The organism is Arthrobacter sp. MDT2-16 (assembly GCF_054510925.1).
Genome location: NZ_JBTNDP010000001.1, coordinates 211,126 through 232,600, shown reverse-complemented (window position 1 = coordinate 232,600; position 21,475 = coordinate 211,126). Strand labels below are relative to the sequence as shown.

26 protein-coding genes and 1 pseudogene are annotated in these 21,475 nt (G+C 65.0%); 16 read left to right on the top strand and 11 right to left on the bottom strand.

The features are described 5' to 3' along the window. Window positions 1–93: 93 nt before the first annotated feature. The gene (locus ACX80N_RS01125; RefSeq protein ID WP_459337947.1) at window positions 94–558 is read right to left on the bottom strand and encodes a nuclear transport factor 2 family protein; all 465 of its coding nucleotides are present in this window, start codon (window positions 556–558) and stop codon (window positions 94–96) included. Between the two features lie 515 nt (window positions 559–1,073). On the opposite strand from ACX80N_RS01125, the gene ACX80N_RS01120 reads away from it, so the two are divergent. Continuing rightward, on the top strand, window positions 1,074–1,358 hold the full coding sequence (locus ACX80N_RS01120; RefSeq protein WP_459337946.1) for a helix-turn-helix transcriptional regulator: 285 nt from the start codon (window positions 1,074–1,076) through the stop codon (window positions 1,356–1,358). 13 nt (window positions 1,359–1,371) lie between these two features. Next, window positions 1,372–1,920 carry a hypothetical protein gene (locus ACX80N_RS01115; RefSeq protein ID WP_459337945.1) on the top strand — a complete coding sequence of 183 codons (549 nt, stop codon included), beginning with the start codon at window positions 1,372–1,374 and terminating at the stop codon, window positions 1,918–1,920. 429 nt (window positions 1,921–2,349) lie between these two features. On the opposite strand, the pseudogene ACX80N_RS01110 reads toward ACX80N_RS01115, so the two are convergent. Then, window positions 2,350–2,678, bottom strand: a pseudogene (locus tag ACX80N_RS01110) (recombinase family protein); the annotation flags it as partial. A gap of 167 nt (window positions 2,679–2,845) precedes the next feature. On the opposite strand from ACX80N_RS01110, the gene ACX80N_RS01105 reads away from it, so the two are divergent. From ACX80N_RS01105 to ACX80N_RS01090, 4 genes are all read left to right on the top strand, one after another. After that, the gene (locus ACX80N_RS01105) at window positions 2,846–3,565 is read left to right on the top strand and encodes a hypothetical protein (protein WP_459337944.1); all 720 of its coding nucleotides are present in this window, start codon (window positions 2,846–2,848) and stop codon (window positions 3,563–3,565) included. A gap of 396 nt (window positions 3,566–3,961) precedes the next feature. Continuing rightward, the gene (locus tag ACX80N_RS01100) at window positions 3,962–4,225 is read left to right on the top strand and encodes a hypothetical protein (RefSeq protein ID WP_459337943.1); all 264 of its coding nucleotides are present in this window, start codon (window positions 3,962–3,964) and stop codon (window positions 4,223–4,225) included. Between the two features lie 179 nt (window positions 4,226–4,404). Next, window positions 4,405–4,797 (top strand): hypothetical protein, encoded by a 393-nt coding sequence (locus ACX80N_RS01095; protein WP_459337942.1) that lies wholly within the window; start codon window positions 4,405–4,407, stop codon window positions 4,795–4,797. A gap of 23 nt (window positions 4,798–4,820) precedes the next feature. Then, window positions 4,821–5,159: a hypothetical protein gene (locus ACX80N_RS01090; protein ID WP_459337941.1), complete on the top strand. Its 339-nt coding sequence runs from the start codon at window positions 4,821–4,823 to the stop codon at window positions 5,157–5,159. 29 nt (window positions 5,160–5,188) lie between these two features. Here ACX80N_RS01090 and ACX80N_RS01085 read toward each other — a convergent pair whose 3' ends face one another. After that, the gene (locus ACX80N_RS01085) at window positions 5,189–5,830 is read right to left on the bottom strand and encodes a hypothetical protein (protein ID WP_459337940.1); all 642 of its coding nucleotides are present in this window, start codon (window positions 5,828–5,830) and stop codon (window positions 5,189–5,191) included. Window positions 5,831–6,383: 553 nt separating this feature from the next. Here ACX80N_RS01085 and ACX80N_RS01080 point away from each other — a divergent pair. Then, window positions 6,384–7,388 (top strand): alpha/beta fold hydrolase, encoded by a 1,005-nt coding sequence (locus ACX80N_RS01080; RefSeq protein WP_459337939.1) that lies wholly within the window; start codon window positions 6,384–6,386, stop codon window positions 7,386–7,388. Window positions 7,389–7,659: 271 nt separating this feature from the next. Here ACX80N_RS01080 and ACX80N_RS01075 read toward each other — a convergent pair whose 3' ends face one another. From ACX80N_RS01075 to ACX80N_RS01045, 7 genes are all read right to left on the bottom strand, one after another. Next, on the bottom strand, window positions 7,660–8,580 hold the full coding sequence (locus ACX80N_RS01075) for a tyrosine-type recombinase/integrase (protein ID WP_459337938.1): 921 nt from the start codon (window positions 8,578–8,580) through the stop codon (window positions 7,660–7,662). Window positions 8,581–8,785: 205 nt separating this feature from the next. Continuing rightward, the gene (locus ACX80N_RS01070) at window positions 8,786–9,298 is read right to left on the bottom strand and encodes a GNAT family N-acetyltransferase (protein WP_105032975.1); all 513 of its coding nucleotides are present in this window, start codon (window positions 9,296–9,298) and stop codon (window positions 8,786–8,788) included. A gap of 62 nt (window positions 9,299–9,360) precedes the next feature. Continuing rightward, window positions 9,361–9,534 carry a hypothetical protein gene (locus ACX80N_RS01065; RefSeq protein ID WP_170068248.1) on the bottom strand — a complete coding sequence of 58 codons (174 nt, stop codon included), beginning with the start codon at window positions 9,532–9,534 and terminating at the stop codon, window positions 9,361–9,363. A gap of 29 nt (window positions 9,535–9,563) precedes the next feature. Then, entirely contained in the window at window positions 9,564–9,995 is a 432-nt protein-coding gene (locus ACX80N_RS01060; RefSeq protein ID WP_105032974.1) for a hypothetical protein, read from the bottom strand. Window positions 9,996–10,039: 44 nt separating this feature from the next. After that, complete coding sequence (locus ACX80N_RS01055; protein ID WP_459337937.1) at window positions 10,040–11,209, bottom strand: RtcB family protein; 1,170 nt, start codon at window positions 11,207–11,209, stop codon at window positions 10,040–10,042. A gap of 69 nt (window positions 11,210–11,278) precedes the next feature. After that, window positions 11,279–11,908 carry a class I SAM-dependent methyltransferase gene (locus ACX80N_RS01050; RefSeq protein WP_459337936.1) on the bottom strand — a complete coding sequence of 210 codons (630 nt, stop codon included), beginning with the start codon at window positions 11,906–11,908 and terminating at the stop codon, window positions 11,279–11,281. Beyond that, window positions 11,898–12,998, bottom strand: coding sequence for an NAD(P)/FAD-dependent oxidoreductase (locus ACX80N_RS01045; RefSeq protein ID WP_459337935.1), 1,101 nt, complete (start codon window positions 12,996–12,998; stop codon window positions 11,898–11,900). Before ACX80N_RS01045 ends, ACX80N_RS01050 begins: the two co-directional genes overlap by 11 nt. 91 nt (window positions 12,999–13,089) lie before the next feature. On the opposite strand from ACX80N_RS01045, the gene ACX80N_RS01040 reads away from it, so the two are divergent. The 8 genes from ACX80N_RS01040 (at window position 13,090) to ACX80N_RS01005 (ending at window position 18,837) form a co-directional block, all read left to right on the top strand. Then, window positions 13,090–13,674: a helix-turn-helix domain-containing protein gene (locus ACX80N_RS01040; RefSeq protein WP_459337934.1), complete on the top strand. Its 585-nt coding sequence runs from the start codon at window positions 13,090–13,092 to the stop codon at window positions 13,672–13,674. A 133-nt stretch (window positions 13,675–13,807) separates the two neighbouring features. Further along, on the top strand, window positions 13,808–14,374 hold the full coding sequence (locus ACX80N_RS01035) for a type 1 glutamine amidotransferase domain-containing protein (RefSeq protein ID WP_105032970.1): 567 nt from the start codon (window positions 13,808–13,810) through the stop codon (window positions 14,372–14,374). Between the two features lie 93 nt (window positions 14,375–14,467). Then, the gene (locus ACX80N_RS01030; protein ID WP_105032969.1) at window positions 14,468–15,517 is read left to right on the top strand and encodes an ATP-dependent DNA ligase; all 1,050 of its coding nucleotides are present in this window, start codon (window positions 14,468–14,470) and stop codon (window positions 15,515–15,517) included. Window positions 15,518–15,567: 50 nt separating this feature from the next. Further along, a complete protein-coding gene (locus ACX80N_RS01025) occupies window positions 15,568–16,512 on the top strand; it encodes a DUF2797 domain-containing protein (RefSeq protein WP_105032968.1) in 945 nt (314 codons plus the stop codon). 34 nt (window positions 16,513–16,546) lie between these two features. Next, entirely contained in the window at window positions 16,547–16,777 is a 231-nt protein-coding gene (locus ACX80N_RS01020) for a hypothetical protein (RefSeq protein ID WP_105032967.1), read from the top strand. 79 nt (window positions 16,778–16,856) lie between these two features. Continuing rightward, entirely contained in the window at window positions 16,857–17,306 is a 450-nt protein-coding gene (locus tag ACX80N_RS01015) for an FAS1-like dehydratase domain-containing protein (protein WP_105032966.1), read from the top strand. Window positions 17,307–17,308: 2 nt separating this feature from the next. After that, window positions 17,309–17,749, top strand: a complete 441-nt coding sequence (locus ACX80N_RS01010; RefSeq protein ID WP_105032965.1) for a MaoC family dehydratase — start codon at window positions 17,309–17,311, stop codon at window positions 17,747–17,749. Then, window positions 17,746–18,837: a UDP-N-acetylmuramate dehydrogenase gene (locus ACX80N_RS01005; RefSeq protein WP_459337933.1), complete on the top strand. Its 1,092-nt coding sequence runs from the start codon at window positions 17,746–17,748 to the stop codon at window positions 18,835–18,837. The genes ACX80N_RS01010 and ACX80N_RS01005 overlap by 4 nt, the downstream gene beginning before the upstream one ends. A gap of 108 nt (window positions 18,838–18,945) precedes the next feature. Here ACX80N_RS01005 and ACX80N_RS01000 read toward each other — a convergent pair whose 3' ends face one another. Next, on the bottom strand, window positions 18,946–19,374 hold the full coding sequence (locus ACX80N_RS01000) for a hypothetical protein (RefSeq protein ID WP_105032963.1): 429 nt from the start codon (window positions 19,372–19,374) through the stop codon (window positions 18,946–18,948). 173 nt (window positions 19,375–19,547) lie between these two features. Here ACX80N_RS01000 and ACX80N_RS00995 point away from each other — a divergent pair, with 173 nt between their 5' ends. Next, complete coding sequence (locus ACX80N_RS00995; protein WP_459337932.1) at window positions 19,548–21,467, top strand: HNH endonuclease signature motif containing protein; 1,920 nt, start codon at window positions 19,548–19,550, stop codon at window positions 21,465–21,467. The last annotated feature ends 8 nt before the right edge of the window (window positions 21,468–21,475 follow it).

Sequence of the window (21,475 nt, the reverse complement as noted above, 5' to 3'; positions counted from 1 at the left end):
GCCTGACCACGTCCCGGCCCGCGGCCGCCAGCGACCGCCAGCGGATCCTTGTAAGGGCGGTATCGCGCGGTCGATGGGTTTTTCTCAGTTGATCTAGTGCTCAGGGACTGCTCGGTCTGGTTCATCCTCCGGGCGACCGGCGTAGCACTCATGGAACTCGGCACACCGGCCTGATTCATCGAATCTCAGCAACCAGATGTTGTCATATGCCGTGACGACGCGATCGCTATTCGGCTCGTAGAAGACAGTCCGGCCGTGAGTAACGACCCGGTCGCCCTCGATGACGACTGGATAGTACTTGGCGTCGAAGGACTCGCCGGCGAAGGCGTCGCATTCACTCATCCACTCGGCGACTATTTCCTCACGTCCTGATGCTCGCGTCTGGAAGGGGTAATGCCACACCGCAGTGTCCGACCATAAATCGGCAATCGCTCGTTGGTCGTAGGTCTTCCACGCCGTCACGTACGCATCAAGCCACTTCTGCGCGGTGGCCCTCGTAACTGGCACCTGTGGCGTTGGTGTGGTGTGCCAGTCGGGTTGCTCCAGAAAGCTCGTCATTGTCCGATCGTAGTTAGGAAGCCGCCACCGAAGCCCTCCCGTAAGCCGGTCGCTCACCGCGACACCGAGAGCGGGGCCAGTGCCGATCGACATAACCTACTGGCGCTTGATCGGCGCCATTCCCCTATACCCCGCCCGAAAAAATACCCGGCGATGGTGCCCTAACTGCAACACGATCTGGCCCGCTGCCAGGTCGGCCTGCGACCCGCGGAGGAGGGGTGGCACAAACGACCGGTTACGGGACAAACGGAAAGTTCAATGAGACGGGGCCGCGGATTGTCACGTAAGTGTTCACTTATTCTACGGTGCGTGAACGGTCCGGTTCCCGGTTATGTGACGAGGAGTAGTCGGTGATTCCTACTTCGGCGAGCAGTTGACGGGCCCCGTTCTCCCTGTCAGGGCAGAGAGCTAGGAACCGGTAGAACCGGTAGAACCGTTCGGCCTTGGCGGGGTCTCGGCGAGCTAGATTGCTTGCATATCTTGCTAATATGTTGTGTTAACGCAACACTTTGGTCATGCGAAGCAACACCTCAGGCGCAATCGACGACAAGGCGCTCTACAACCGCCTCGCAGTGCTGCGCGCTGAGCGCAGTGTTAGCCGGCGTCAACTAGCCGAAGCGGTCAACGTCAACGTCCAGACCATTGGCTTCCTCGAACGCGGGGACTACGGGCCGTCTGTAGAGCTCGCCCTACATCTGGCTGGCTACTTCTCACTACCGGTCGAGGCCATCTTTTCCCTTACTCCCTTCCCAGCCATGTCCGCGCAGTTGTACACGACAGCCCAGTCACCGATCCCATGACAGGACAAACTTCATGAAGGCATCCCGCTCGAGCAACAGCCAACGCACCCTGGAAGTGCGTGCTGAAGTACAAGCACGCGTTCAGCAGCAACGCCAACGGCACTTACCCGCATGGCTGAGAACGCGCAGCACCCAACGTCTCCTGGCTCTCACGCCCGCTCTAACCCTTGCTTTTGGCGTGCTCGCAGCGACCCTCGACAGCAGTACCGGGGCCCTGCTAGTCCTGATCCTCGCAACCCTTTGCGGAGCAGGTGGCACCATCTTGCTGCGACGCATCACCCAGATGGTCGACACCGCACCTCTGGCTCTCCTAGATGAGCGCGAGATCGCCCAACGCCATCACGGCCACCAACGTGCGTTCCTGTGGGGACTGATACTCATCGGCACGCTATGCGCGCTAGCAGTCATCGACCACACCACGGCCAGCACCTTCCAGTTCTTCAGTGACGTCGGTTGGATCTATCTCACTCTCGTCGCGTTCGTCGCGGCAAGCATGTTGCCGGCCGCGGCCCTCGCGTGGAGCTGGGAAGCGCCCCAGGACCTAGGTGATATCGAGGACTGACTGCGGGTGCCGGACGCGCTTGTCTCAAAGGCCGCTTGTTGATGCTTGAAAACGTGGGTCAGTTTGCGGTCCTTCGACGCTCACCCTGCAGCTGTGGTCCTCGTGCCCGCCAGCACGGCAGCGGCGATGGGCGTTTGACCTGGACGGTGAAAATGGACGGAAGGGTGCCATATGCGTACGCTAAGGAGAGCTTCCGGCTGCCGATGAGCAGTCCAATCAAAGGATCCTCTGATTGGACTGGTTGGTATCTCCGCTAACGGGCTGGGGATGTCTTATGGTTGCGGGCTTAGTGGTGGCGCCACTCGTCTCGGTAATGTGTCTCATCTCAATTGGTCGCGGCAACGCAAAACGGGACCTTTGATGCGACGGCATGCCAGCTTGCCGGCGCGCAAATAGGTGCTCTGTAAGGTGTCTAGTCTCAGGGCCAGCCTTAGCGAGGGTGGCGAGCATGTTCAGCATGAGTCGCCCGGTCGACGTTGCAGGGTCGATTCCGTCCGAGAGGGACCGGACTAGGATGCCGCGGTCGCGAAGTGTATTCACCGTGTTGAGGACGTTGATGAGGGAACGGCCGAGTCGGTCGACCCGCCACAAGACGACGGTATCGCCCTCGTCTGCATACTCGAGCAGCTTCTTCTACCCAGCCGCTCGGTCGCAGCCCTTGTTTCCGAGGTCACATCAGCGAAGACATCGCGTTTGTGCACACCGGCGGCGACCAACGCATCATGCTGCAACTGCGCGTCCTGATTTGACGTGCTCATCCTGGTATACCCGAGATGCGCTCCTAGCGCGGACTGGATTGCCGATGCGGCTTGAGTAACAGACGAGTAATGATTTCGGTAATCAACACTCCTAATATCTCAGCTGAAACAGCAAAGTAGTGTCCTATATGCGGCCAGAACACCTGGCGTTACGATATGGGGGAATCATGATCACTAAGTTCAAGTCGGGCCTTGCTGGACTCTTTCTGTCCGCTCTGGTTCTTACAGGAACCGGGGTTCCCGCTTCGGCTCAACCGGCACTCGATAGTTCCACCGGGGCGGCAGATTCCGCCACAGTCGCAGCAGAGAAAAAGGTACTGGCTGAACTCCGCGCGAACATTGCAAAATCCGCCAACGGGGGTGATGAGACTGCTCGGTCTTCGTTGAAGGCTTTGAATCAGCTCGACGAAGATAAAAAGACAGAGTTGGCCAGGATCCTTCTCAATGAAGGTGTAATTCAGGCTTCTCAGCGACCCGGCAGTGGGATCGAGATCGTTCAGTCGGGGAGCTGCGCGCCGAATGGGACGCCGGCACCCGGATCAGTGTCCCTTATGGCCACGACGTATAACGTCACAGCTAACTGCGATTCAACCTTCACCTTCGCCGGCGTTGCTGTCTCGAAGGTGCGTCTCACCGGCAACTACGTCACCGGGAGTGGCGTCGTACTCCGCGCGACAAACGTCAGTGCGTACACGATGTTCACCTACGAGCCAGGGTTAGCCATCTCATACAGCAACTTCAGCCACTACGTTTCCGGTGGGCGAGGCTACTTTCAGACGACGGTGACGGTCACCAGGAGTATCTTTGGATGGAATCACTCGACTAGGTCCAGCAACCTCCGGTTGGTCACGAACGGTCCTGGTGTCGTTTCCTGTGGATGGGTGTAACTGTATTGGCTGATAATCCTCTCGTCCCCTCCTTCTGGCAGGCCCTCCTTTCTTTCGGCCCGTTGGTGCTCATTTTCGCTTTGGCGCTCCTCATCCTGGTGCGACTGAGCACGAATCTGTACCGAAGCCACCGACGCGAGTCTGTCGCTGCAAAACCGTCGGGGAGCCCTGAGCCCTTCGATCACAACCAATGTTGACAGCCCCTTCCACACCGGGGTAGGGGAAAAGGGGCTTTGTCCTATTGGGCATAGCCCCTTTTCTCTGCCCGGATAAGCACAATGCAAGCATGAGGGTTTCTCCTTGATGACGAACACGCCTGTAGGAGGCTGTGCACGTCCACCGTCCGCTGACGGTGAGTTCTCCTGTATGGATGTCGTGAGGTGGATGGGGACCGTGATGGAACTCGGAATCGTGATGCCGAATCAGACTTTCGCCCTGTGCGGGCCTTTGGAGTGGCGTTACGAGCACGACGGCCAACAGCACGCTCAACAGATCCCAGCAGACGCGGACTTAGGTGAACTGCCGAAGAGCAGGTACTACGCCTACGAAAGCACTACCGAGGGCAACCTCGAACTGCGTGGTGTTAGAAAGCGGCACTATCACATCGAACCGCTTCCCGAGGGGTTCCCTCTTTCCAGCTCACTCAGCAACGAGCCATGAAGTCGTGTATCCGCATAGGTTCCCGTTTGGGGAGCGGATTACGGGCGAACACCCTTGGCCTTCGTCGCAGTCAGTAAGGGTACGGAGAATCCGGGTGGCTGACCTACTCCCGATAAATCAGAGATAGCCTGCAGAAATGAAAACCCGTTAGTCCGCATTCAGGCGAAAGTGATAGCTACATGGAACGTGAACCGATCCAACAGATCAGTGCACTTTGGTATTCGCCGCTTTCGTCTGACAAAGCGCTGACGGCGGTGAGTGAAGCCTTCGATAGAGAGAAGGCGTCCATCGATGCATCATCCGGCACCATGGAAGTGAGAAGCGGATCCAACTTCAAGTTGGATGTGGGGGAGTCCCTGAACGGGTACAAGAACTTCCCTGTCGCTCTCGTATTGAAAGCACGTGATGCACCCGAGGGCCCCATAGTAGATGTTCGTGCGTTCGACACCTTCGGATTCCGCATGACAGAGCGCCTTTTTATGGGCGCCGACGTGACACTCAAATCCAAACTAGTTGATCTGATGGAAGCTGCCTCGAAGGCAGTGACACCGCGTAACCCTGGTTGGTCTTAGCCGTTATGCGCTCGACCTGTCCCGTGAACGCATCGTTGACCGAGTCAGCGTTGGTGCATCCCGTGAGGATACAAGCTGGCAAGCAAAAGTGGAGAGACACGGTCACGTCGATCACCGCGTTGCTCAACGACCTGGATCCGTACGGCTTAGATCCTGGCACTGCAGACGGTGCACCCCATGATGAGTACGAAATCGAGGGGGACCCCTTGGTGGATTTGCTGCTCAATAGAGGATCAGCCACTAGCAATGAAGTAGACGCGATCTGGCAGAGATGGTTTGAAGAACCTCTCAGCGAAGTCATCGGCTTAGAGGCAATGAACCGCTTTTGCGCCAGCCTGAACTCCTTGAACACCTCAGCATGATGCGGGGACGACGTCCGTAGGCCGATCCTTCAGCGGTTCTTCCTTAGTTGAAACCCCATCACTGCACCTACTGCTAGAAGTGTTGTGCCTAGCCGATACAGGGCCTCCGACCACCAGCTATCGACTTGAATGTCTGCGACGATGCCGGTGGTGAACATTAATGCTCCAACCAGGACCATGATGATCAGTGAACGTTTCGCCTTCCGTCTTCCCTCCACGGACAACGGCTTTGGCTTAGCCTTCTCTCTATAGTCCTCCCGGTCAAAAGGTAGGAAAAACACGGAAGCAAAGAGAACTGCGAACATCGTCTGCAGCATAAAGGGCCACTCCTCATCGTTCCTCATCGAGGATTGGCTGACGAAATAAATCAGCATTCCAACAACGAGGGTGACTAGTGAGGCAACAACTATGAGTCGCTTTCGGTCGCGCGCGAGAACGATTGCCTTACCCTTGGAACGGCCTCTGATGAGCCACGCCCCACCGATAGCCACAGCCGAGCCCCACACGAAGAAGATCCAAGAGGTGACTGCGTCGCGGCCGGTCACTTCGATTGCCCGGCTAAAGCTCGCAGATACGCACACCAGACTCAGCCCCAGCGTCAAGCTGCCGCACAGGATTCTTAATAGCGCTCCGCTCGGCTTCCTGCCAGTGGGTATCAAGTCATGTGTCATCGCAGTCTCCGCTTGTCGTAGCAATTTTCATCGCAGGGCATCTTTATCAACGCCAACTTACAGACCGTAGTGCAGGTGACAGTTCCGGCGTGAGCGCAGCCATCTATTTCGATGGTGTATCAGCACGGATTGCCGTGTCCGTAAGCCGGTCGTCCTCCGCACCTGCTGGGATCTCGCGGGCTGGTCAGTGCCGCCAGGCTGGGGGAGCGGGCGTATGCCCGGGACGATGAAAACGGGCGCAGGGCTACCTCAAGTGAAACGCTGGTTCTGGCCATCGAGCACTCGGCGTGTATCGAAAAACTACAGTTTCTTGGGACGCACGGCCGGCATCTACTGAGCCCGCGAAATACTGGAGAAACTCGGGGCATGCACTGTCTCGGAAAGCCGCCTCATCCCAAAGTGTCTTGGTCGTCGTGTTACTAGGACTTCCCGAGCCCTGGAGCGGAGGATGCATGTCCTCACCAGACAAGCTGTCGCGCGCCCACCCGGCAGGACGCGCGCCAGCCCCGAACTCCGCGATCGGACTTCCCGGCGTTCCATAGGACAATGGGATGTGACGAGAAGTGAGAAGTCGGATCCACGCCCGGACATCGTCGTGCGGAGGATTCAGGGCGATGGTGTCTGGGCACGGGTGAGTTCGGTGGGGGAGGTGGGCGACAGGCCGTTCATCCTCGTCTCGGGTATCGGGGTGTCCTCGCACTACTTCGAGCAACTCGCCCCGCACCTCATGCAGTTCGGGCCCGTACATGCTCTCGACCTGCCAGGATTCGGCGGCGTGCCGCACGCACGCCGCGCCATGTCGATCAGTCAGTTCGCGGAGCTCGTCGGCAAGGCCATCGACGATCTCGGGCTTGAGGATCCCGTGATCGTCGGGCATTCGATGGGCATGCAGATCTGCACCGATCTCGTTGCGGCGCGCCCCGAGCTCACCACTCTCGTCCTGATCAGTCCTGTCATCGACGCATCGGCCCGCACCGTCCCCGTGCAGGCCCTTCGTTTCCTGCTGGCGAGTTTCCATGAGCCCTTCCGGGTGAAGCTCCTCGCCGTGGTCGCCTACCTGACGTGCGGGTTCGGCTGGTTCTTCAAGATCCTGCCGCGGATGATGTCCTATCCGATCGAGCGGACGGCCGCTCGCGTGCGCGCGTCGACGCTCGTCATCCGCGGCGAGCACGACGCGGTATGTCCACGCCCGTGGGTCACACAGTTGAGCAGTGTATTCCCCCACGCGGTCGACGTCGTCGAGATCGAGGGCGCAGCCCACTCGGTGATGCACGCCCATGCTCGCGAGGTCGCCGGGCTCTGCGTCCGGCATGTGAACGGTGCGCGTGCAAGGCACGACGACGTCGGAGCGGAGGGTTGTGACGATGCGAGCATCGCCGTCGTTCCGGAAGCGCCGAAGCAAGAGATCTCGCTCGGTGCGGTAGGCGCTGCGAAGGCCTTCGTCGACGAAGTGGAGGGCGCCGTCATCGAGTTCAAGGGCAACAGGATCGACGACGATCGCCTGGTGGAGCTCGGACGCGAGCAGCAGGCCGAGGCGCGGGCTAGGGGCCGCGAATAGTCCAACGGATACCCGCGCTCCGCCCTGGCACCAAGGACTGACCAAATCAATATCGGAGTTCTGGTGCTGCTGAAACGAACGTATTCGGTATAAATTCCACCGAGTGCTGGTAGCAGCCCGCAGAGTGAATGATCCGGTAATCAGGTAAGAGGAATGCGAAATACTTCAGGGGTGTGAAACCGCATTTCAGGAGCGGGCTCGCCGACGTCGCGTGTCGATATGGAAACGCAGGGTCCGGCCTGATCGATTCGAGTTCAGAAGCGGCACGCCATCAATGAACGAGCGCTTTTGCCACGGTGTATCCGACTGAGTTCATGGGGTCGTGTCGCGCTCGGTCGTACCGGCGCGTTGTGCGTGGATCTGCGTGGCCCATGCTGTCCTGAAGATCATGCAGAGTAGTCCCTGCGTTCAGGGCGATGCTTGCGAAGGCATGTCTCAAGTTATGGGGGCTGATCCGGCCTTCGATGCGCGCGAGGCGGGCCAGCCGCTGCACAGTCCGGAATGCCTCCGAAGGTGCCCAGCGCCTGCCTGTGGCCGTGGTGAAAAGTGGCGGACCCGAGTCTGCCGCCGCCACCAGCTCTCGCCCGGTGGTCCCGAGGTAGGCAGTCAGAGCGTCAACGGCGGGAGGCGGAACGGCGACCTTGGCCTGGGTGCCGCTCCTGCGCTGAAGGATCAGCGCCCGGTGCCCGGCGTCGTGCCCGTAGTCCGAAGTGTTGGCGCTGAGCGCTTCACCGAGACGTATCCCGGTGAACAGGAGCAAGCTCACCAGCGCGTGGGACCGAGGGCCGTCCGCTCGTGCTGCGTCCAGCAGGTCGCGCGCCTGGTCCTCCGTCAGGCCCTGTGTAGCGGTGGAATCGGCAGTCACCGTGGGCCGCCGGACGAAGTCCACAGGATTGGTGGTTGTGATACCCGCAGACACGGCGTAGCGGTAGAAGCTTGAAACCGCGGCCAGTTTCTGTGCTGCGGTGGCGGGTGCGCCGGTGAGTGTGTGCCGGTAATCGTCCACGTGCACCCCCTCCACGCCGAGCAAGTCCAACCCGTGATCGTCGAGCCACAGACAGAACTGTTCGATGCCTCGGGTGTACGCGCGGAGCGTATGCGGCGACCTGGCAAGCGATGACTTCCATGCCCCAAGCGTTCGGGCATGCCACAGTCCATTGGCATAATCCGTTACCTGCGTTCTGAGGGTCATGGTCACACGATAACCGACATTATCGTGTGGATGGTGAGGAGGTGACGCCGTTGAGGACATCGGACGATCACCACTGGAGGACGTCTTCTCGAACTGCACTGGGGCGACCACAGGTCAGGACGCTCGATGGAGGGCCTCGCCCATCAGGATGTACAAGCGGCGATCGGTCAGCCCGGAGCGATGCGCGGAGTGGTTCCCGTAACCGTCAGGGAGCGGAGGACAGCCTGCCCGTCGGCCGTCCGATGACCCAGTAGCTCATGGAGTCGTCGGAACACGGGGCCTGCACCATCCCGATCCTGGCCGTTACCCGCTTCGACTGATCCTTGTGCGGATCGATGGTCGCGGAGATCGAGGAGAGAGTGGAGACGTCGAAGACATGAGCCAGCATCGCCCTCCCGACCTCGGTGGCGTATCCCTTGCCCCAGGACCTCCTGTGGAGGACATAGATCAGTTCGTCGAAGTCCTGATCCGGAGGCCTGACCACGCCGCAGTATCCGACGAACGCGCCGGTCTCCCGTTCCATGACGGCCGAGGTGCCGTATCCGCGCGTCGCGTATTTCTCCTGGCAGATGCGGATCCAGCGGGCGACGTCCGCTCTGTCCAGTGTCGTCCCGTCACCGACGAACCGCATCACCGCGGGATCCGCGCAGAGTGCCGCGAAGTCATCCAGATCATCGTCGACGAAGTGGCGAATCCGTAACCGACCCGTTTCGAACATCACGGTCGGACAGGGGTCCGGCGCGTCGGGCCCATCCTGCCGGGCGTCGTCGCCTGTCCGCGTCAGCGCTTGCCCGCTGCCACGTCCTTGACGGACTGCGGGGTGTCGCGGCCGAGCTGCTGGTCGAGGGCTACCCGGAGCCGTGCCTTCGCCGCTGTCACCCGGGGGGTGTCGGCGGGTCGCCGAGTGGCCGCCTGTCCGGCCGGCGCTTTCCGCGCTCGTGCTGTGTCGGTCATGGCCCCTCCTCCGATCGCTGGTCCTCGTCTCATTCTCCGGCACCGCCGTCGGGCAGTCCAGCGCTGGGATCCTCCGGATTGGCCACGGGGTTGCTCACCCAGATGGCATCGAGAATGAGCCGGTCCTCCTCGGTCGCCAGCTCGCTGTAGGAGAGCTGCAGCAAGGCCTCCACGCCCGCCTCCTGGCGTACGGGGTCCAGGGACGTGGCCGCGTCGATGGCCCACTGGGTGCGTCGCCACCACTCGGCGCGGTCGTCCGCGCGTCTCTTCTGCTCGAGGGAAGCCCGATCCGCCGTCGCCCGCTGGTTCAGCGTTGCGAAGGCCGATACCGTGGCCAGGACCGCCGCGAGCAGGATGGCGAAGGGCCCCAGCGCGCCCACGATCTCCCACCACTGGGGATCCGACGCCGCTACCTCCACGAGGATCGGCTCGACGGGACGGGTCGCGGTCGGGACGGACATGGCGTCAGCCTAACCGCGGCCACTCCCATCATCCGCCGTGCCGCTCAATCGCCCTTGACGTTGATGATCTGGCGGAGCGTGTGGCGGATCTCCACGAGGTCACGCGCGTCCTGCATGACGACGTCGATGTCCTTGTAGGCCGCCGGGATCTCATCGAGGAAGGCGGGAGTGTCCCTGAACTCGATACCGCGCATCGCCGCCCGGAGCTGGTCCTGGGTGAACGTCCTGCGGGCCTTGGTGCGGGAGTACTCGCGGCCGGCTCCATGCGGTGCGGAGTTCATCGACTCCCTGTTGCCCCTGCCGGTGACCACGTAGGAGCGGGTACCCATCGAGCCGGGGATGAGGCCGGGGCGGCCGGGGTCCGCGGCGATGGCGCCCTTGCGCGAGAGCCAGACGTCCTTGCCGTAGTGCGTCTCGCGCTGGGTGTAGTTGTGGTGGCAGTTGATGCGCTCACGCTCGTGGACCGGTCCGGCCACCCAGTCCGTGAACTGCCGGACCACGCGGTCCATCATCTCCTCGCGGTTGAGCAGCGCGAACTTCTGGGCCCACAGGAGTTCGCTGATGTAGCGGTCGAACTCGGGCGTGCCCTCCTCGAGGTAGGCGAGGTCCTTGTGCGGGAGGCGGATGGATCGCTTCGCGCAGTAGTCCTGCGCCATCATGATGTGGTGCTGGGCGATCCGGTTCCCGATGCCCCTCGACCCCGAGTGGAGGAACAGCCAGACGGTGTCCTCCTCGTCGAGGGACACCTCGATGAAGTGGTTGCCCGAGCCCAGAGTGCCGAGCTGCAGCCTCCACTGCTTCACGTAGCCGGCCGGGTCGAACCCGGCGGACAGGGCGTCCTGCTCGAGAGCGTCGATGCGGGGCCCCGCCGATGCGCTCACCCGCTTGTTGTTGTTGCCGGCCGAGAGGGGGACTGCCCGTTCGATGGCCTCCCGTAGGGTCCGGCGGTCGAGGCGTGCCACATCCTGCGCCGTGTGGCCGGTGCGGACGGCGACCATCCCGCAGCCGATGTCCACGCCGACCGCGGCGGGGATGATCGCGCCGAGGGTCGGCAGGACCGACCCCACGGCGCAACCGAGGCCGAGGTGGGCGTCGGGCATCGAGGCGAGGTGCGGGTGCACGAACGGCATGGAGCTCGTCATCCTGTTCTGCGCCAGCGTCACGTCGTCGATCACGCTGGCGAAGTTCACGTAGTTCTCGGTGATCCACTGCATGTATCCGAGGCTACCGAGACGACCGGTGGGGGCGCATGCGGTGCCCGCCCCCGCCAGGAGCCTTGCGCGTCAGCGCAGCCGCACGGCCTGGAGCACGGCGTCGCTGATCGTCACGTCGCGCCCGTCCGGCGTACGTTCCACCCGTGGGCGCGATTCACACACCCGGATGTCCCAGGAGTCGTCGAGCAGGTCCGCGATCTGCTGGGGCGTGTAGAAGAGGTCGGCCTGGTGCGGCCGTCCCACCCCGGAGTGGAGGTCCGACGGGTCGTGGGCGACGATCAGCAGAGTGCCACCGATACCCACGAGGCCGGCCAGGGAGCCGAAGATCCGGGAGCGGTGCGGCTCGGGCAGGTGCAGGAACTGGATGGAGACGAGGTCCTGGCCGCCGGGGAGGTCCTGGCCGGCCAGGAGGTCCACCTGCCGCCATTCCACGCGGTCCGCAATCGGTTCCCCGAGTTCGGTGGCATGCGCGCGGCCGCGGGAGAGGGCCACCTCGGAGACGTCGACCGCCAGGACGGTCCATCCCCGCGACGCGAGCCAGACGGCGTCCGCACCTTCACCGCAGCCGACGTCGAGCGCCCTGCCCGGCGGCAGGTCCTCGACCGCGGGGACGAGCTGCCGGTTCGGCCGACCGCTCCAGATCCTCGCGCGCTGCCGGTAGCGGTCGTCCCAGTATTCCTGCGTGTACTCAACCAGCACGGCGCACCTCGTCCTCCTGATCCGCGGTGGCAGGCGCGTCCGTGCGTCCACCCAGGCCATCATCGATCCCGTACCGGCGCACGCCAAGCACCCGTTGCGAGACGTCGGCCTCTCCCGACGCCGAGAACGGGCCACGGTGGCCCTCGACGGCCCATGCGGTCTCCTCCGCGACGAGGTCCGCATTGATCGCTGCGGCCGCCATGGTGCCTTCCGCCGCGGCGACGATCACCTGTGCGGCGAGGTTCGAGACGTTGCCTGCGACGTAGACGCCCGATATCGCGGTGGTGCCCATGGGGCCGGCCTCGAGGAGCCGGCCCATCCCCGACGGATGATCCTGCAGTGCGAGTCCCAGCGGTTCGAGCAGGGAGGCGCGGGCCTCCATGCGCGTCCCGACGGCGAGGGCGTGCAGCTCGAAGACGGTGCCGCCCTGCAGCGTCACGCCCGTGAGGACGCCGTCGGTCGCGTCGACGGCGGCCACGGCGCCGTCGACCACGCGGATGGATCGCGCGGCCAGCCGGTCCCACTCCTCCTCGGTCGGCGTCACCGCGTCATTGAGGAAGAGCGTGATGTCGTCGGACCACTGACGGAACAGGAGTGTCTGGTGCACGGAGAGGGGGCCCGTGCCCAGCACGCCGATGCGGCGTCCGCGGATCTCGTAGCCGTGGCAGTACGGGCAGTGCACGACGCCGGCGCCCCACTGTTCACGCAGGCCGGGGACGGCGGGCAGGCCGTCGGACAGGCCGGAGGCGACGAGCAGCCGTCGGCCGCCCACGATCCGCCCATCGGCCAGTTCCACCTCGAAGCCGGCACTGCCGCGCTGCACGGCGAGGGCCTCGCCGTCGACGATCGCGGCCCCGTAGGACTCCGCCTCGACCCGGCCGGCGTCGAGCAGTGCCTGCGGGCTCATGCCCTCGCGCGTCAGGAAGCCGTGCACCCCTTGGGCGGGGGCGTTGCGTGGTCGGCCGCCGTCGACGACGAGCACGCTGCGCAGTGCGCGGCCCAAGGTGACGGCGGCGCTCAGGCCGGCGGCTCCACCGCCGACGATGACGACGTCGTAGCGGTCCTGCACGGGTCGGTTGGAAAATGTCATGGTCGGATCCTTTCTCTTCTGCTGATGGATCCAGCATCGAGAAGATTCCGAGCGATGGCAAACTTTCTTGCTGGTATGGCAAACTAGACGCATGACTTCGAATCTGGACGCCGTCCTCGATGCCGTCGGCCCCCGACTCCGCGCCCTCCGTGCCCAGCGCAACCTGACACTCGGGGAGGTTTCCGCGGCATCGGGCGTATCGGTCAGCACGCTCTCCCGGCTGGAATCGGGACAGCGGCGCCCCAATCTCGAGCTCCTGCTGCCCATCGCCCAGTTGTACGGCGTCCCGCTCGACGATCTCGTCGGCGCACCGCCCACCGGTGATCCCCGTGTCCATCTGCGCCCCATCACGCACCACGGGATGACGGCCATCCCCCTGACACGGCGCCCCGGCGGGGTGCAGGCATACAAGATGGTGCTCGCGGGGGACGCGCGCGGCACGGAGCCCGAACCGCAGGTGCACGAGGGCTACGAATGGCTCTACATCCTGGATGGCTCGCTGCGGCTCGTGCTCGCCGACAACGACTTCGTGCTCGGCCCCGGCGAGGCAGCCGAGTTCGACACCCGGACCCCTCACTGGTTCGCCAGCGCGGACGGGAAGCCGGTCGAGCTCATCAGCCTCTTCGGTCAGCAGGGCGAGAGGATGCATGTACGGGCACGGCCGAAGCGGTTGTGAGGGCGGCCGTGACGGGCCACCGTAGTGGACCACTCCGGCGGGCCCGAACGGCATTAGTCAGCTTGCTTATCGTTTGGCTGGTTCCTAGGCTGGAAGCGGTACGACACGCACGCTCTACGCAAGGGAGAACAGCATGTCCGAACACGACATCTCAGGCAAGAAGGTCGCATTCCTGCTCACGGACGGAGTCGAGCAGATAGAGCTCACGAGTCCCTGGAACGCGGTGAAGGAGGCCGGTGGGGTCCCCACGCTCGTCTCGCCCAAGACCGGGACGCTGCAGGGCTTCGACGGTATCGATAAGGGCGAGACGTTCGAGGTGGACCTCGCGGTCGCCGACGCGAACGCCGACGACTACGACGCCCTCGTCCTGCCGGGCGGGGTGGTGAACGCCGACTTCATCCGGGTCGACAAGGATGCCCAGGCCTTCACCCGGGCCTTCTTCGAGCAGCACAAGCCCGTGGCCTCCATCTGCCACGGACCCTGGCTGCTCATCGAGGCCGGGGTGGTCAGCGGCCGTGACCTGACCTCGTACCACACGCTCGCCACCGATCTGAAGAACGCCGGAGCCAACTGGAGCGACGAGGAGGTCGTCGTCGACCAGGGTCTCGTCACGAGTCGCCACCCGGGCGACCTCGAGGCCTTCAACGACAAGCTGCTCGAGGAGATCGCCGAAGGCCCGCACGAGGGCCAGACGGCCTAGGCGCAGCGGCGGGGCTGCGGTCCGGGCTGTCTCATCGCATCCCGGGTCGCGACCGCGTAGCCAACCACCCTGCCGGTACGGCACGATCAGGACATGACCGACCTCCCGTTCCCCGTCCAGCCGATGCTCGCGAAGGCGGTCGACGCCGTACCCGAACCCGATAGCACCCCTGGCGGTCTGCTGTACGAACCGAAGTGGGACGGATTCCGGGCAATCGTGAAGATCGAGGACGGCACCTGCGAGATCGGCAGCCGCGGCTCCAAGATGCTGACCCGGTACTTCCCCGAACTCGTCGAGGCCCTGCTGGAGAACCTGCCGGCACGCTGCGTCGTGGACGGGGAGATCGTGGTGCGCCGGGGCGAACCCGGCGCGGAACGCCTGGACTGGGAGGCGCTGTCCCAGCGCATCCATCCGGCCGAGAGCCGGGTACGCCTCCTGGCCGGCCAGACGCCGTCGTCGTTCGTGGCCTTCGACCTGCTCGCCACCGGTGACGACGACCTGACGGGCCTCCCCTTCAGCGAGCGGCGCAGGGCGCTCGCCGTGCTCGGGAAGTCCTTCTCGGCGCCGGTGCACTTGTCGCAGGTCACGCCCGATGTCGCGCTGGCGCGCCGCTGGCTCGTCGAGTTCGAGGGCGCCGGCCTCGACGGCGTGGTCGCGAAACCGCTGGCGGCGCCGTACGAGCCGAACAAGCGGCGCATGCTCAAGGTCAAGCACCACCGCAGCGCCGACACCGTGGTGCTCGGGTACCGCGTGCACAAGTCCGGCAGGGGTGTCGGGTCGCTGCTGCTCGGCCTGTACGACGACGACGGCGAGCTGCGCAACGTCGGCGGCATCTCGGCGTTCCCGGACGCGCGGCGCCTGGAGCTCGTCGAGGAACTCGATGCCGATGTGATGAGGAACGACGACGGCGAACCCGAGCTCGGCGAGACCGACCGCAGCCGTTTCGCCTCCGCGAGGGACGTGTCCTACATCCGTCTGTATCCCCGCCGGGTGGTCGAGGTGCGGTACGACCAGATGGAGGGCAGCCGGTTCCGGCACACCGTCCAGTTCGACCGGTGGCGGCCTGACCGGGAGGCCCGCTCGTGCACCTTCGAGCAGCTGGAGATCCCGGCGGCCTACGACCTCAGCGAAGTGCTCGCCTGAGGTCGGGTGCCCGGACCGATAGTGGGGGTGGCCGCGCCTAGGCTTGCACCGTGACCTCCACCTACCTCTGCAGCGGTGTGACCTGGCACGGCACCGAGCCTGTCCTGGTCCTCCGCGAGGTGCCTTCGGAGCCTGCCGGCGATGCACCCGATGGGGAGCTCGGCCTGCGCGACGTCTCCCTCGCATCGGGCTCCCGGCTCGGCTTCGAGGTGGTCGCCACCGGGCGCTACTGCCTGGGCTTCCATCGCGTCCACGGGCGGGACGACCGCACCTGGGTGCCGTGCGTGGACCAGGCACCGGCTGCACGGAGCCACCAGTGCGGACGGTGCTTCGCCCAGGACGACGTCCGCTTCATGCACGACATCCACCGGTCCGGTATCGCCCCCGCAGGGCTGAAGCGCTACCTCGACCAGCCCCACTGGTTGTATGTCGCGACCTTCGCGGACGGTTCAACGAAGGTCGGTACCGCCTCGGACCCCAGGAAGCGCGGGCGGCTCGTGGAGCAGGGCGCGGTGGTGGCACAGTTCGTCGCGCATGCCGACGACGGGCGGGTGGTACGCATCCTCGAGGACGAGGTCACCCGGAGCGTGGGTCTCCCGCAGGCCGTGCGCTCAGCGACGAAGGCCGCCTCCCTGTGTGCGCCCCTGCCGCTGGCGCAGCTCGAGCGGATCAACGACGGCTTCGCCCTGGCGAGCAGGGGACTGCTGCAGGGCGGCGTGGACGTCGAGGGCTTCGAAGTGGTGCACGAGGAGTTCGAGCCGCCGTCGTCCTGGTCCGCGGTGCTGCGCTACGGCGGCCTGCAGCCCTACCCGGAACCGCTGGAGCGGGGGCAGCACGGGTTCGTTCTCCGTGAGGTCCTCGGCTCCTCGGCGATCGTCGCGATCGACGGCACGGATCTCCTCTTCGTCGCCGATCTCGCCCAGCTCAAGGGCAGGCGTCTGCAGTTCGGCGACTTCAGCACGCGTGTCCCCGCCGTCCAGGAGGCGCTGTTCTGAGCAGCTTCCCTCGCCGCGGCAGTAGAATCGGACAATGCTGAATACGCCCTGGGAGACCGGCTCGGACCTGTACCGCAAGCTGGTGGTCTCCGCACTGGTGACCACGGCGATCGGCATCCTCGTCGCGGTCGTCGGGGCCGCCACCGACCAGGGCGCACTCGTGTTCACCGGCATCCCGGTCATCGTGGTCGGGATGGTGTGCCACCTGGCGGGCATGGTGGTCCGCTCGCGTGACGTCCGGCGCCGCATCAAGGACCAGCGCTGACCCCCTGCCGGCCCTCGGCGTGCCCCGCCGCCCCATCCGACTGTCCCAGTACCCCTACGCCGCTTCCCACGGAGGATCCATGACCATCGACCCAGACCTGCAGGGCCGCAGCTACGCCGCGGGAGAGCCCTATGCCGTGGGTCGCGAGGCCATCCGGGACTTCGCCCGGGCCGTCAAGGCGACCCATCCCGCGCACTACGACGTCGAAGCCGCGGCAGCGCTCGGCCACGCCGACCTGGTGGCGCCGCCCACCTTCGCCATCATCATCGCCCAGCGCGCCGACGCGCAGCTCATCAATGATCCGAGCGCCGGCATCGACTTCACGCGGGTGGTCCATGCGGACCAGCGATTCATCCATCATCGCCCGATCATCGCGGGCGACCAGCTCGTCGCCGAACTGCACGTGGACCAGGTGCGGGCCATGGGCGGGGGAGCGATGATCACGACGCGCGCCGAGATCTCCACCATCGACGGCGAGCGCGCCGCCACGACCACCTCGTCCATCCTCGTTCGCGGAGAGGAGCAGTAGCCATGGCAGTATCGACCACCACCCTCGAGGTGGGGCAGCAGATCGGCTCGTCCACCATCGGGATCACCCGGCAGGACCTGGTGCGCTACGCAGGGGCGTCGGGAGACTTCAATCCGATCCACTGGAACCAGGCCTTCGCCGAGGGCGTAGGGCTTCCCGGCGTCATCGCCCACGGCATGTTCACCATGGGTGCCGCGGTCCAGCTCGTGACCGACTGGATCGGCGACCCGGCCGCCGTCGTCGACTACCAGACGCGCTTCACCAAGCCCGTCATCGTCGAGGACACCACAGCGCAGCCCGGCGAGCCGGGTGCAGTCGTCGAGGTGACGGGAGTCGTCGGGGCAGTGGACGCGGAGGCGTCCACCGCACGCATCGACCTCACAGTGACGTTCGCGGGGCAGAAAGTCCTCGTGAAAGCCCAGGCCGTGGTGAGGCTGCGATGACCGCACCTGTGACCGGTACCCGGTTGGCCGACCTGACGACCGCGCGCGTCGGAGGCCCTGCGCACAAGCTCGTCGGGGCATCGACCGAGCAGGGCATCATCGAGGCCGTCCGTGCCGCCGATGGCGCGGGGGAGCCACTGCTCATCATCAGCGGCGGCTCCAACCTGCTGATCGGTGACGACGGCTTCGACGGCACCGTGGTGCGCATCGCATCCACGGGCTTCACGGTCAACGACGACGACGCCACCTGTGGCGGCGTCATGGTCAACGTCCAAGCCGGGCACGACTGGGACGACCTCGTCCGCTACACCGTGATGCACGCGTTCTCGGGGCTCGAGGCGCTCTCGGGCATCCCGGGTTCCACAGGAGCCACTCCCGTGCAGAATGTCGGTGCCTACGGTGCCGATGTCTCCCAGACCATCGCCACGGTGCGGACGTTCGACCGCGAGACCGACAGGATCAAGAGCTTCACCAACTTCGAGCTGAAGTTCGGCTACCGGGACTCCCTCCTGAAGCGCACCACGGTGGACGGCTCGCCGCGCTACGTAGTGCTGTCGGTCGAGTTCCAGCTCGGACTGGGTCGTCTGAGCAAGCCCATCCGCTATGCGGAACTCGCGCGGGCCCTGGGCGTCGAGGTGGGCGCACGGGCCTACGCCAACGACGTGCGGCGCGAGGTGCTGAAGCTGCGCCGGGGGAAGGGCATGGTGCTCGACGCGGCCGATCCGGACACCCGCAGCACCGGCTCCTTCTTCACCAACCCGATCGTCCCGCAGGCCGTTGCGGACAGCCTGCCGGTCGACGCCCCCCGGTACCCCTCCGGTACCGAGGGGCACGTGAAGCTCAGTGCCGCGTGGCTGATCGAGCATGCCGGGTTCTCGAAGGGCTACGGGCTCGGGGACGACGACGCGCACACTGCGGCGGGTGGCAGGGCGTCCCTGTCGACGAAGCACACGCTTGCCGTCACCAACAGGGGAGAAGCCTCGACGTCGGATCTCCTCTCGGTCGCGCGGCTGGTGCGGGACGGTGTGGAGAACGCGTTCGGCATTCGCCTGGAGCCGGAACCGCTGCTCATCGGCTGCGTCCTGTAGGTCCCCGGAGTCTGTCGTCCCCCTGCGAGCGGGTGAGCGACAGCGGTCCTCCTGGGTCGGTTGCGGGTGCGACGGTCCTTGGTCGCCGGCCGTCCCACGCCCGCGCTCCTAGAGCGCGGGTGACCTGCGGGCCTGCTCGGCGGCAGCGCGCGTCAGCACGACGTCGTGCCAGCTGTCCTCGCGCTCGACGAGTCGGCGTGAACACAGCCACTGGGCAAGGCGCGAGGCCACGCTGATCTGTGCGAGCCGATCATGGAAGTCCGGGAGGAGCTGTGGGACGGCGAGGAAGTCCGGGAGGGCATGGAGCAGATCCCGCGCACCCATGACCTGGGCATAGGGGCTCTCGGTCCCGAACTGCCGCTCCAGGGCGAGCAACTCCTGCTCGGCGTCGGTCAGCCTGACTGCGGCGACCTGCTCGAGGTAGTCGCGGAGGTGGGTCTGGACGCGCTCGTACCGCAGCAGGCTCTCGGGATGCTGCACATGACCGCTCACGGCGAAGAAGCGCCGGAGGATGGTGTCTGCGTTCACGGAATCCATGCGCCCATCCTGCACGGGCCCTCCGACGTTATCGGGTCGAGTCGGGGGATGCCGCGCTTCGGTTGCCCTGTCTGCATGGGGCACGGTTCGGGTGCGTCGATGAAGGACCGGAATTTGTCCACATACGGGTCGGCCTGGCCCCATGGTAGAACGTGTGTTCGATAAGTTCGGGTATGGCTACAGCACCGGTCGAGGACCTCCAGGAAACAGACGTCTCCTTGAGATCTGGTATGTCGGCGAAGTCCGGATCGTCCCTTCGAGCCGCTACATCTCCGACAGCTCGCGGACGCCAGGTGATCGACGCATCTTTGCAGAGCGAGGGATCTGTGGACGCCCAGGCGTCTTCGGAGACTGAGGGGTTTCTAGGGGCAGACGTTCCCCTGGGTTCGGTACGGGCCGCTCTGGTACGGGCGGCCGACCGGCTGATGAGCTCAGGTCGGATACTCTCCACGAGACAGGCGGTGCAGGTTCTCGTGGAGGTCGAGGACATCTCGCGGATCGTCGATCACTTGCAGGTCATCACCGCAGGCATGGCCAGGGACTTCGATCTTGCTTCGGCGGAGCAGCGCCTGGGGTCCAGCTCCCTTCCATCATCGACGGCGCAGGCACCCGAAGGACCAGCGATATCCGCCGCTGACATCGGCGCGGGCTCGGGCGCCACTTCCGGTGAACGACCGGCACAGAGATGTGCCCAGTATCTGCGGGCAAAGCTAGGTATCAGTCGGGCCGAAGCGAAGCGCCGCCTGGTGTTGGCCCAGAATGTCCTGCCCGGTACCTCCGTTTCCGGGGCCTCTCTGGATCCGCCACTGCAGACCCTGAGCATCGCCGTCGGTTCGGGCGAGGTCAGTGGGCGGGCGGCGACGATCATCTGTGCCGCGGTGGACAGGGTCCGCTGCGTCGCCGTCGACGAGCAACTCGTCCAGATGGAACGTCAGCTCACCCTGCAGGCGATCGAGTCCGACGAAGAGGTCCTGCGGTCCGTCACCCGCTACTGGGAGGCAGTGCTCGACCAGGACGGACAGGAACCCACCGAGAAGATCCTGCGCGCCCGGCAGGGTGTGTTCCTTCGGGGCCGACGCCACGGGCTGCACATGCTGGAGATCGGCGCTACGGACGAGCAGTTCGAGCACCTCGCCACGGTCATGAACACCGCCACCAATCCTCGGAGCCCCCGCGATGGCCGGTCCGGCAGCGGGACCCGGCCCGATCATGATGTCTACTTCGCGGGAAACACCACGTCTGCACAGGATCTCGCTGGGAGTGCGGCAAATGCGGGGAGTGGGGCTGGATCAGGTGGATCACCGTCGGTGTACGGCGGACTGGAGGCCGGAACCAGGGCGCAGCGCATGCTCGACGGGCTGGTCGGTGCCTGCCGGATCGCCCTCTCAGGTACGCAACTGCCTGCGACCGGAGGTCACCGGCCCCAGGTCATGGTCACTATCGACTACCGCGACCTCCTAGCCGACCTCACCACCGGTAGCGAAGGCAGCGCAGCCGGCATCGGCAGCGTCAACAGCTCAGTCAGTGCCGGCAGCACTGCCAGCGCCGACAACGCAGGTAGGACCAGTGGCAGAGCTGGCGCTTGGCCAGGAGCCGCGGCTTGGTCCGGGTCTGGGGCCGGCATCAGGTCCAGACCCGGACGTGCTGTCTTCGCCGAGCAGATGAGCACCCGAAGTATCCGACGCCTCGCGTGTGACGCCTACATCATCCCGCTCGTGCTCGGCGGTGACGGACAGGTCCTGGATCTCGGCCGCGCAAACCGCCTGTTCCCGCCCCATCTGCGCCGGGCCCTTGTCGCCCGGGACATCGGGTGCGCGTTCCCCGACTGCACGGTTCCCGCCAGCTGGTGCGAAGCACACCACATCACACCGTGGGCGCACGGCGGCAATACCAGCATCGACAACGGAGTACTGCTCTGCGCCCATCACCACCACACCATCCATCAGGGCCAATGGACGGTCGCGTCCCGCAACGGCATGCCTTGGTTCACCCCTCCACCACACCTCGCCCGACACGGCACCACGGCCCGACGGAACAGATACTGGAACGTCCGGCCCGACGTGCTCACCGCGTCAGGGACGGTGTCGACATGACGCCGACG

Excerpts from the sequence above, each read along its gene's own strand:
- ACX80N_RS01085 (WP_459337940.1), bottom strand. The coding sequence starts at position 5,830 with ATGACACATGACTTGATACCCACTGGCAGGAAGCCGAGCGGAGCGCTA.
- ACX80N_RS01120 (WP_459337946.1), top strand. The coding sequence starts at position 1,074 with ATGCGAAGCAACACCTCAGGCGCAATCGACGACAAGGCGCTCTACAAC.
- ACX80N_RS01020 (WP_105032967.1), top strand. The coding sequence starts at position 16,547 with ATGCTGAATACGCCCTGGGAGACCGGCTCGGACCTGTACCGCAAGCTG.
- ACX80N_RS01010 (WP_105032965.1), top strand. The coding sequence starts at position 17,309 with ATGGCAGTATCGACCACCACCCTCGAGGTGGGGCAGCAGATCGGCTCG.
- ACX80N_RS01070 (WP_105032975.1), bottom strand. The coding sequence starts at position 9,298 with ATGTTCGAAACGGGTCGGTTACGGATTCGCCACTTCGTCGACGATGAT.
- ACX80N_RS01100 (WP_459337943.1), top strand. The coding sequence starts at position 3,962 with ATGGAACTCGGAATCGTGATGCCGAATCAGACTTTCGCCCTGTGCGGG.
- ACX80N_RS01075 (WP_459337938.1), bottom strand. The coding sequence starts at position 8,580 with ATGACCCTCAGAACGCAGGTAACGGATTATGCCAATGGACTGTGGCAT.
- ACX80N_RS01115 (WP_459337945.1), top strand. The coding sequence starts at position 1,372 with ATGAAGGCATCCCGCTCGAGCAACAGCCAACGCACCCTGGAAGTGCGT.
- ACX80N_RS01055 (WP_459337937.1), bottom strand. The coding sequence starts at position 11,209 with ATGCAGTGGATCACCGAGAACTACGTGAACTTCGCCAGCGTGATCGAC.
- ACX80N_RS00995 (WP_459337932.1), top strand. The coding sequence starts at position 19,548 with ATGGCTACAGCACCGGTCGAGGACCTCCAGGAAACAGACGTCTCCTTG.
- ACX80N_RS01105 (WP_459337944.1), top strand. The coding sequence starts at position 2,846 with ATGATCACTAAGTTCAAGTCGGGCCTTGCTGGACTCTTTCTGTCCGCT.
- ACX80N_RS01015 (WP_105032966.1), top strand. The coding sequence starts at position 16,857 with ATGACCATCGACCCAGACCTGCAGGGCCGCAGCTACGCCGCGGGAGAG.
- ACX80N_RS01045 (WP_459337935.1), bottom strand. The coding sequence starts at position 12,998 with ATGACATTTTCCAACCGACCCGTGCAGGACCGCTACGACGTCGTCATC.
- ACX80N_RS01005 (WP_459337933.1), top strand. The coding sequence starts at position 17,746 with ATGACCGCACCTGTGACCGGTACCCGGTTGGCCGACCTGACGACCGCG.
- ACX80N_RS01065 (WP_170068248.1), bottom strand. The coding sequence starts at position 9,534 with ATGACCGACACAGCACGAGCGCGGAAAGCGCCGGCCGGACAGGCGGCC.
- ACX80N_RS01060 (WP_105032974.1), bottom strand. The coding sequence starts at position 9,995 with ATGTCCGTCCCGACCGCGACCCGTCCCGTCGAGCCGATCCTCGTGGAG.
- ACX80N_RS01095 (WP_459337942.1), top strand. The coding sequence starts at position 4,405 with ATGGAACGTGAACCGATCCAACAGATCAGTGCACTTTGGTATTCGCCG.
- ACX80N_RS01000 (WP_105032963.1), bottom strand. The coding sequence starts at position 19,374 with ATGGATTCCGTGAACGCAGACACCATCCTCCGGCGCTTCTTCGCCGTG.
- ACX80N_RS01040 (WP_459337934.1), top strand. The coding sequence starts at position 13,090 with ATGACTTCGAATCTGGACGCCGTCCTCGATGCCGTCGGCCCCCGACTC.
- ACX80N_RS01030 (WP_105032969.1), top strand. The coding sequence starts at position 14,468 with ATGACCGACCTCCCGTTCCCCGTCCAGCCGATGCTCGCGAAGGCGGTC.
- ACX80N_RS01125 (WP_459337947.1), bottom strand. The coding sequence starts at position 558 with ATGACGAGCTTTCTGGAGCAACCCGACTGGCACACCACACCAACGCCA.
- ACX80N_RS01035 (WP_105032970.1), top strand. The coding sequence starts at position 13,808 with ATGTCCGAACACGACATCTCAGGCAAGAAGGTCGCATTCCTGCTCACG.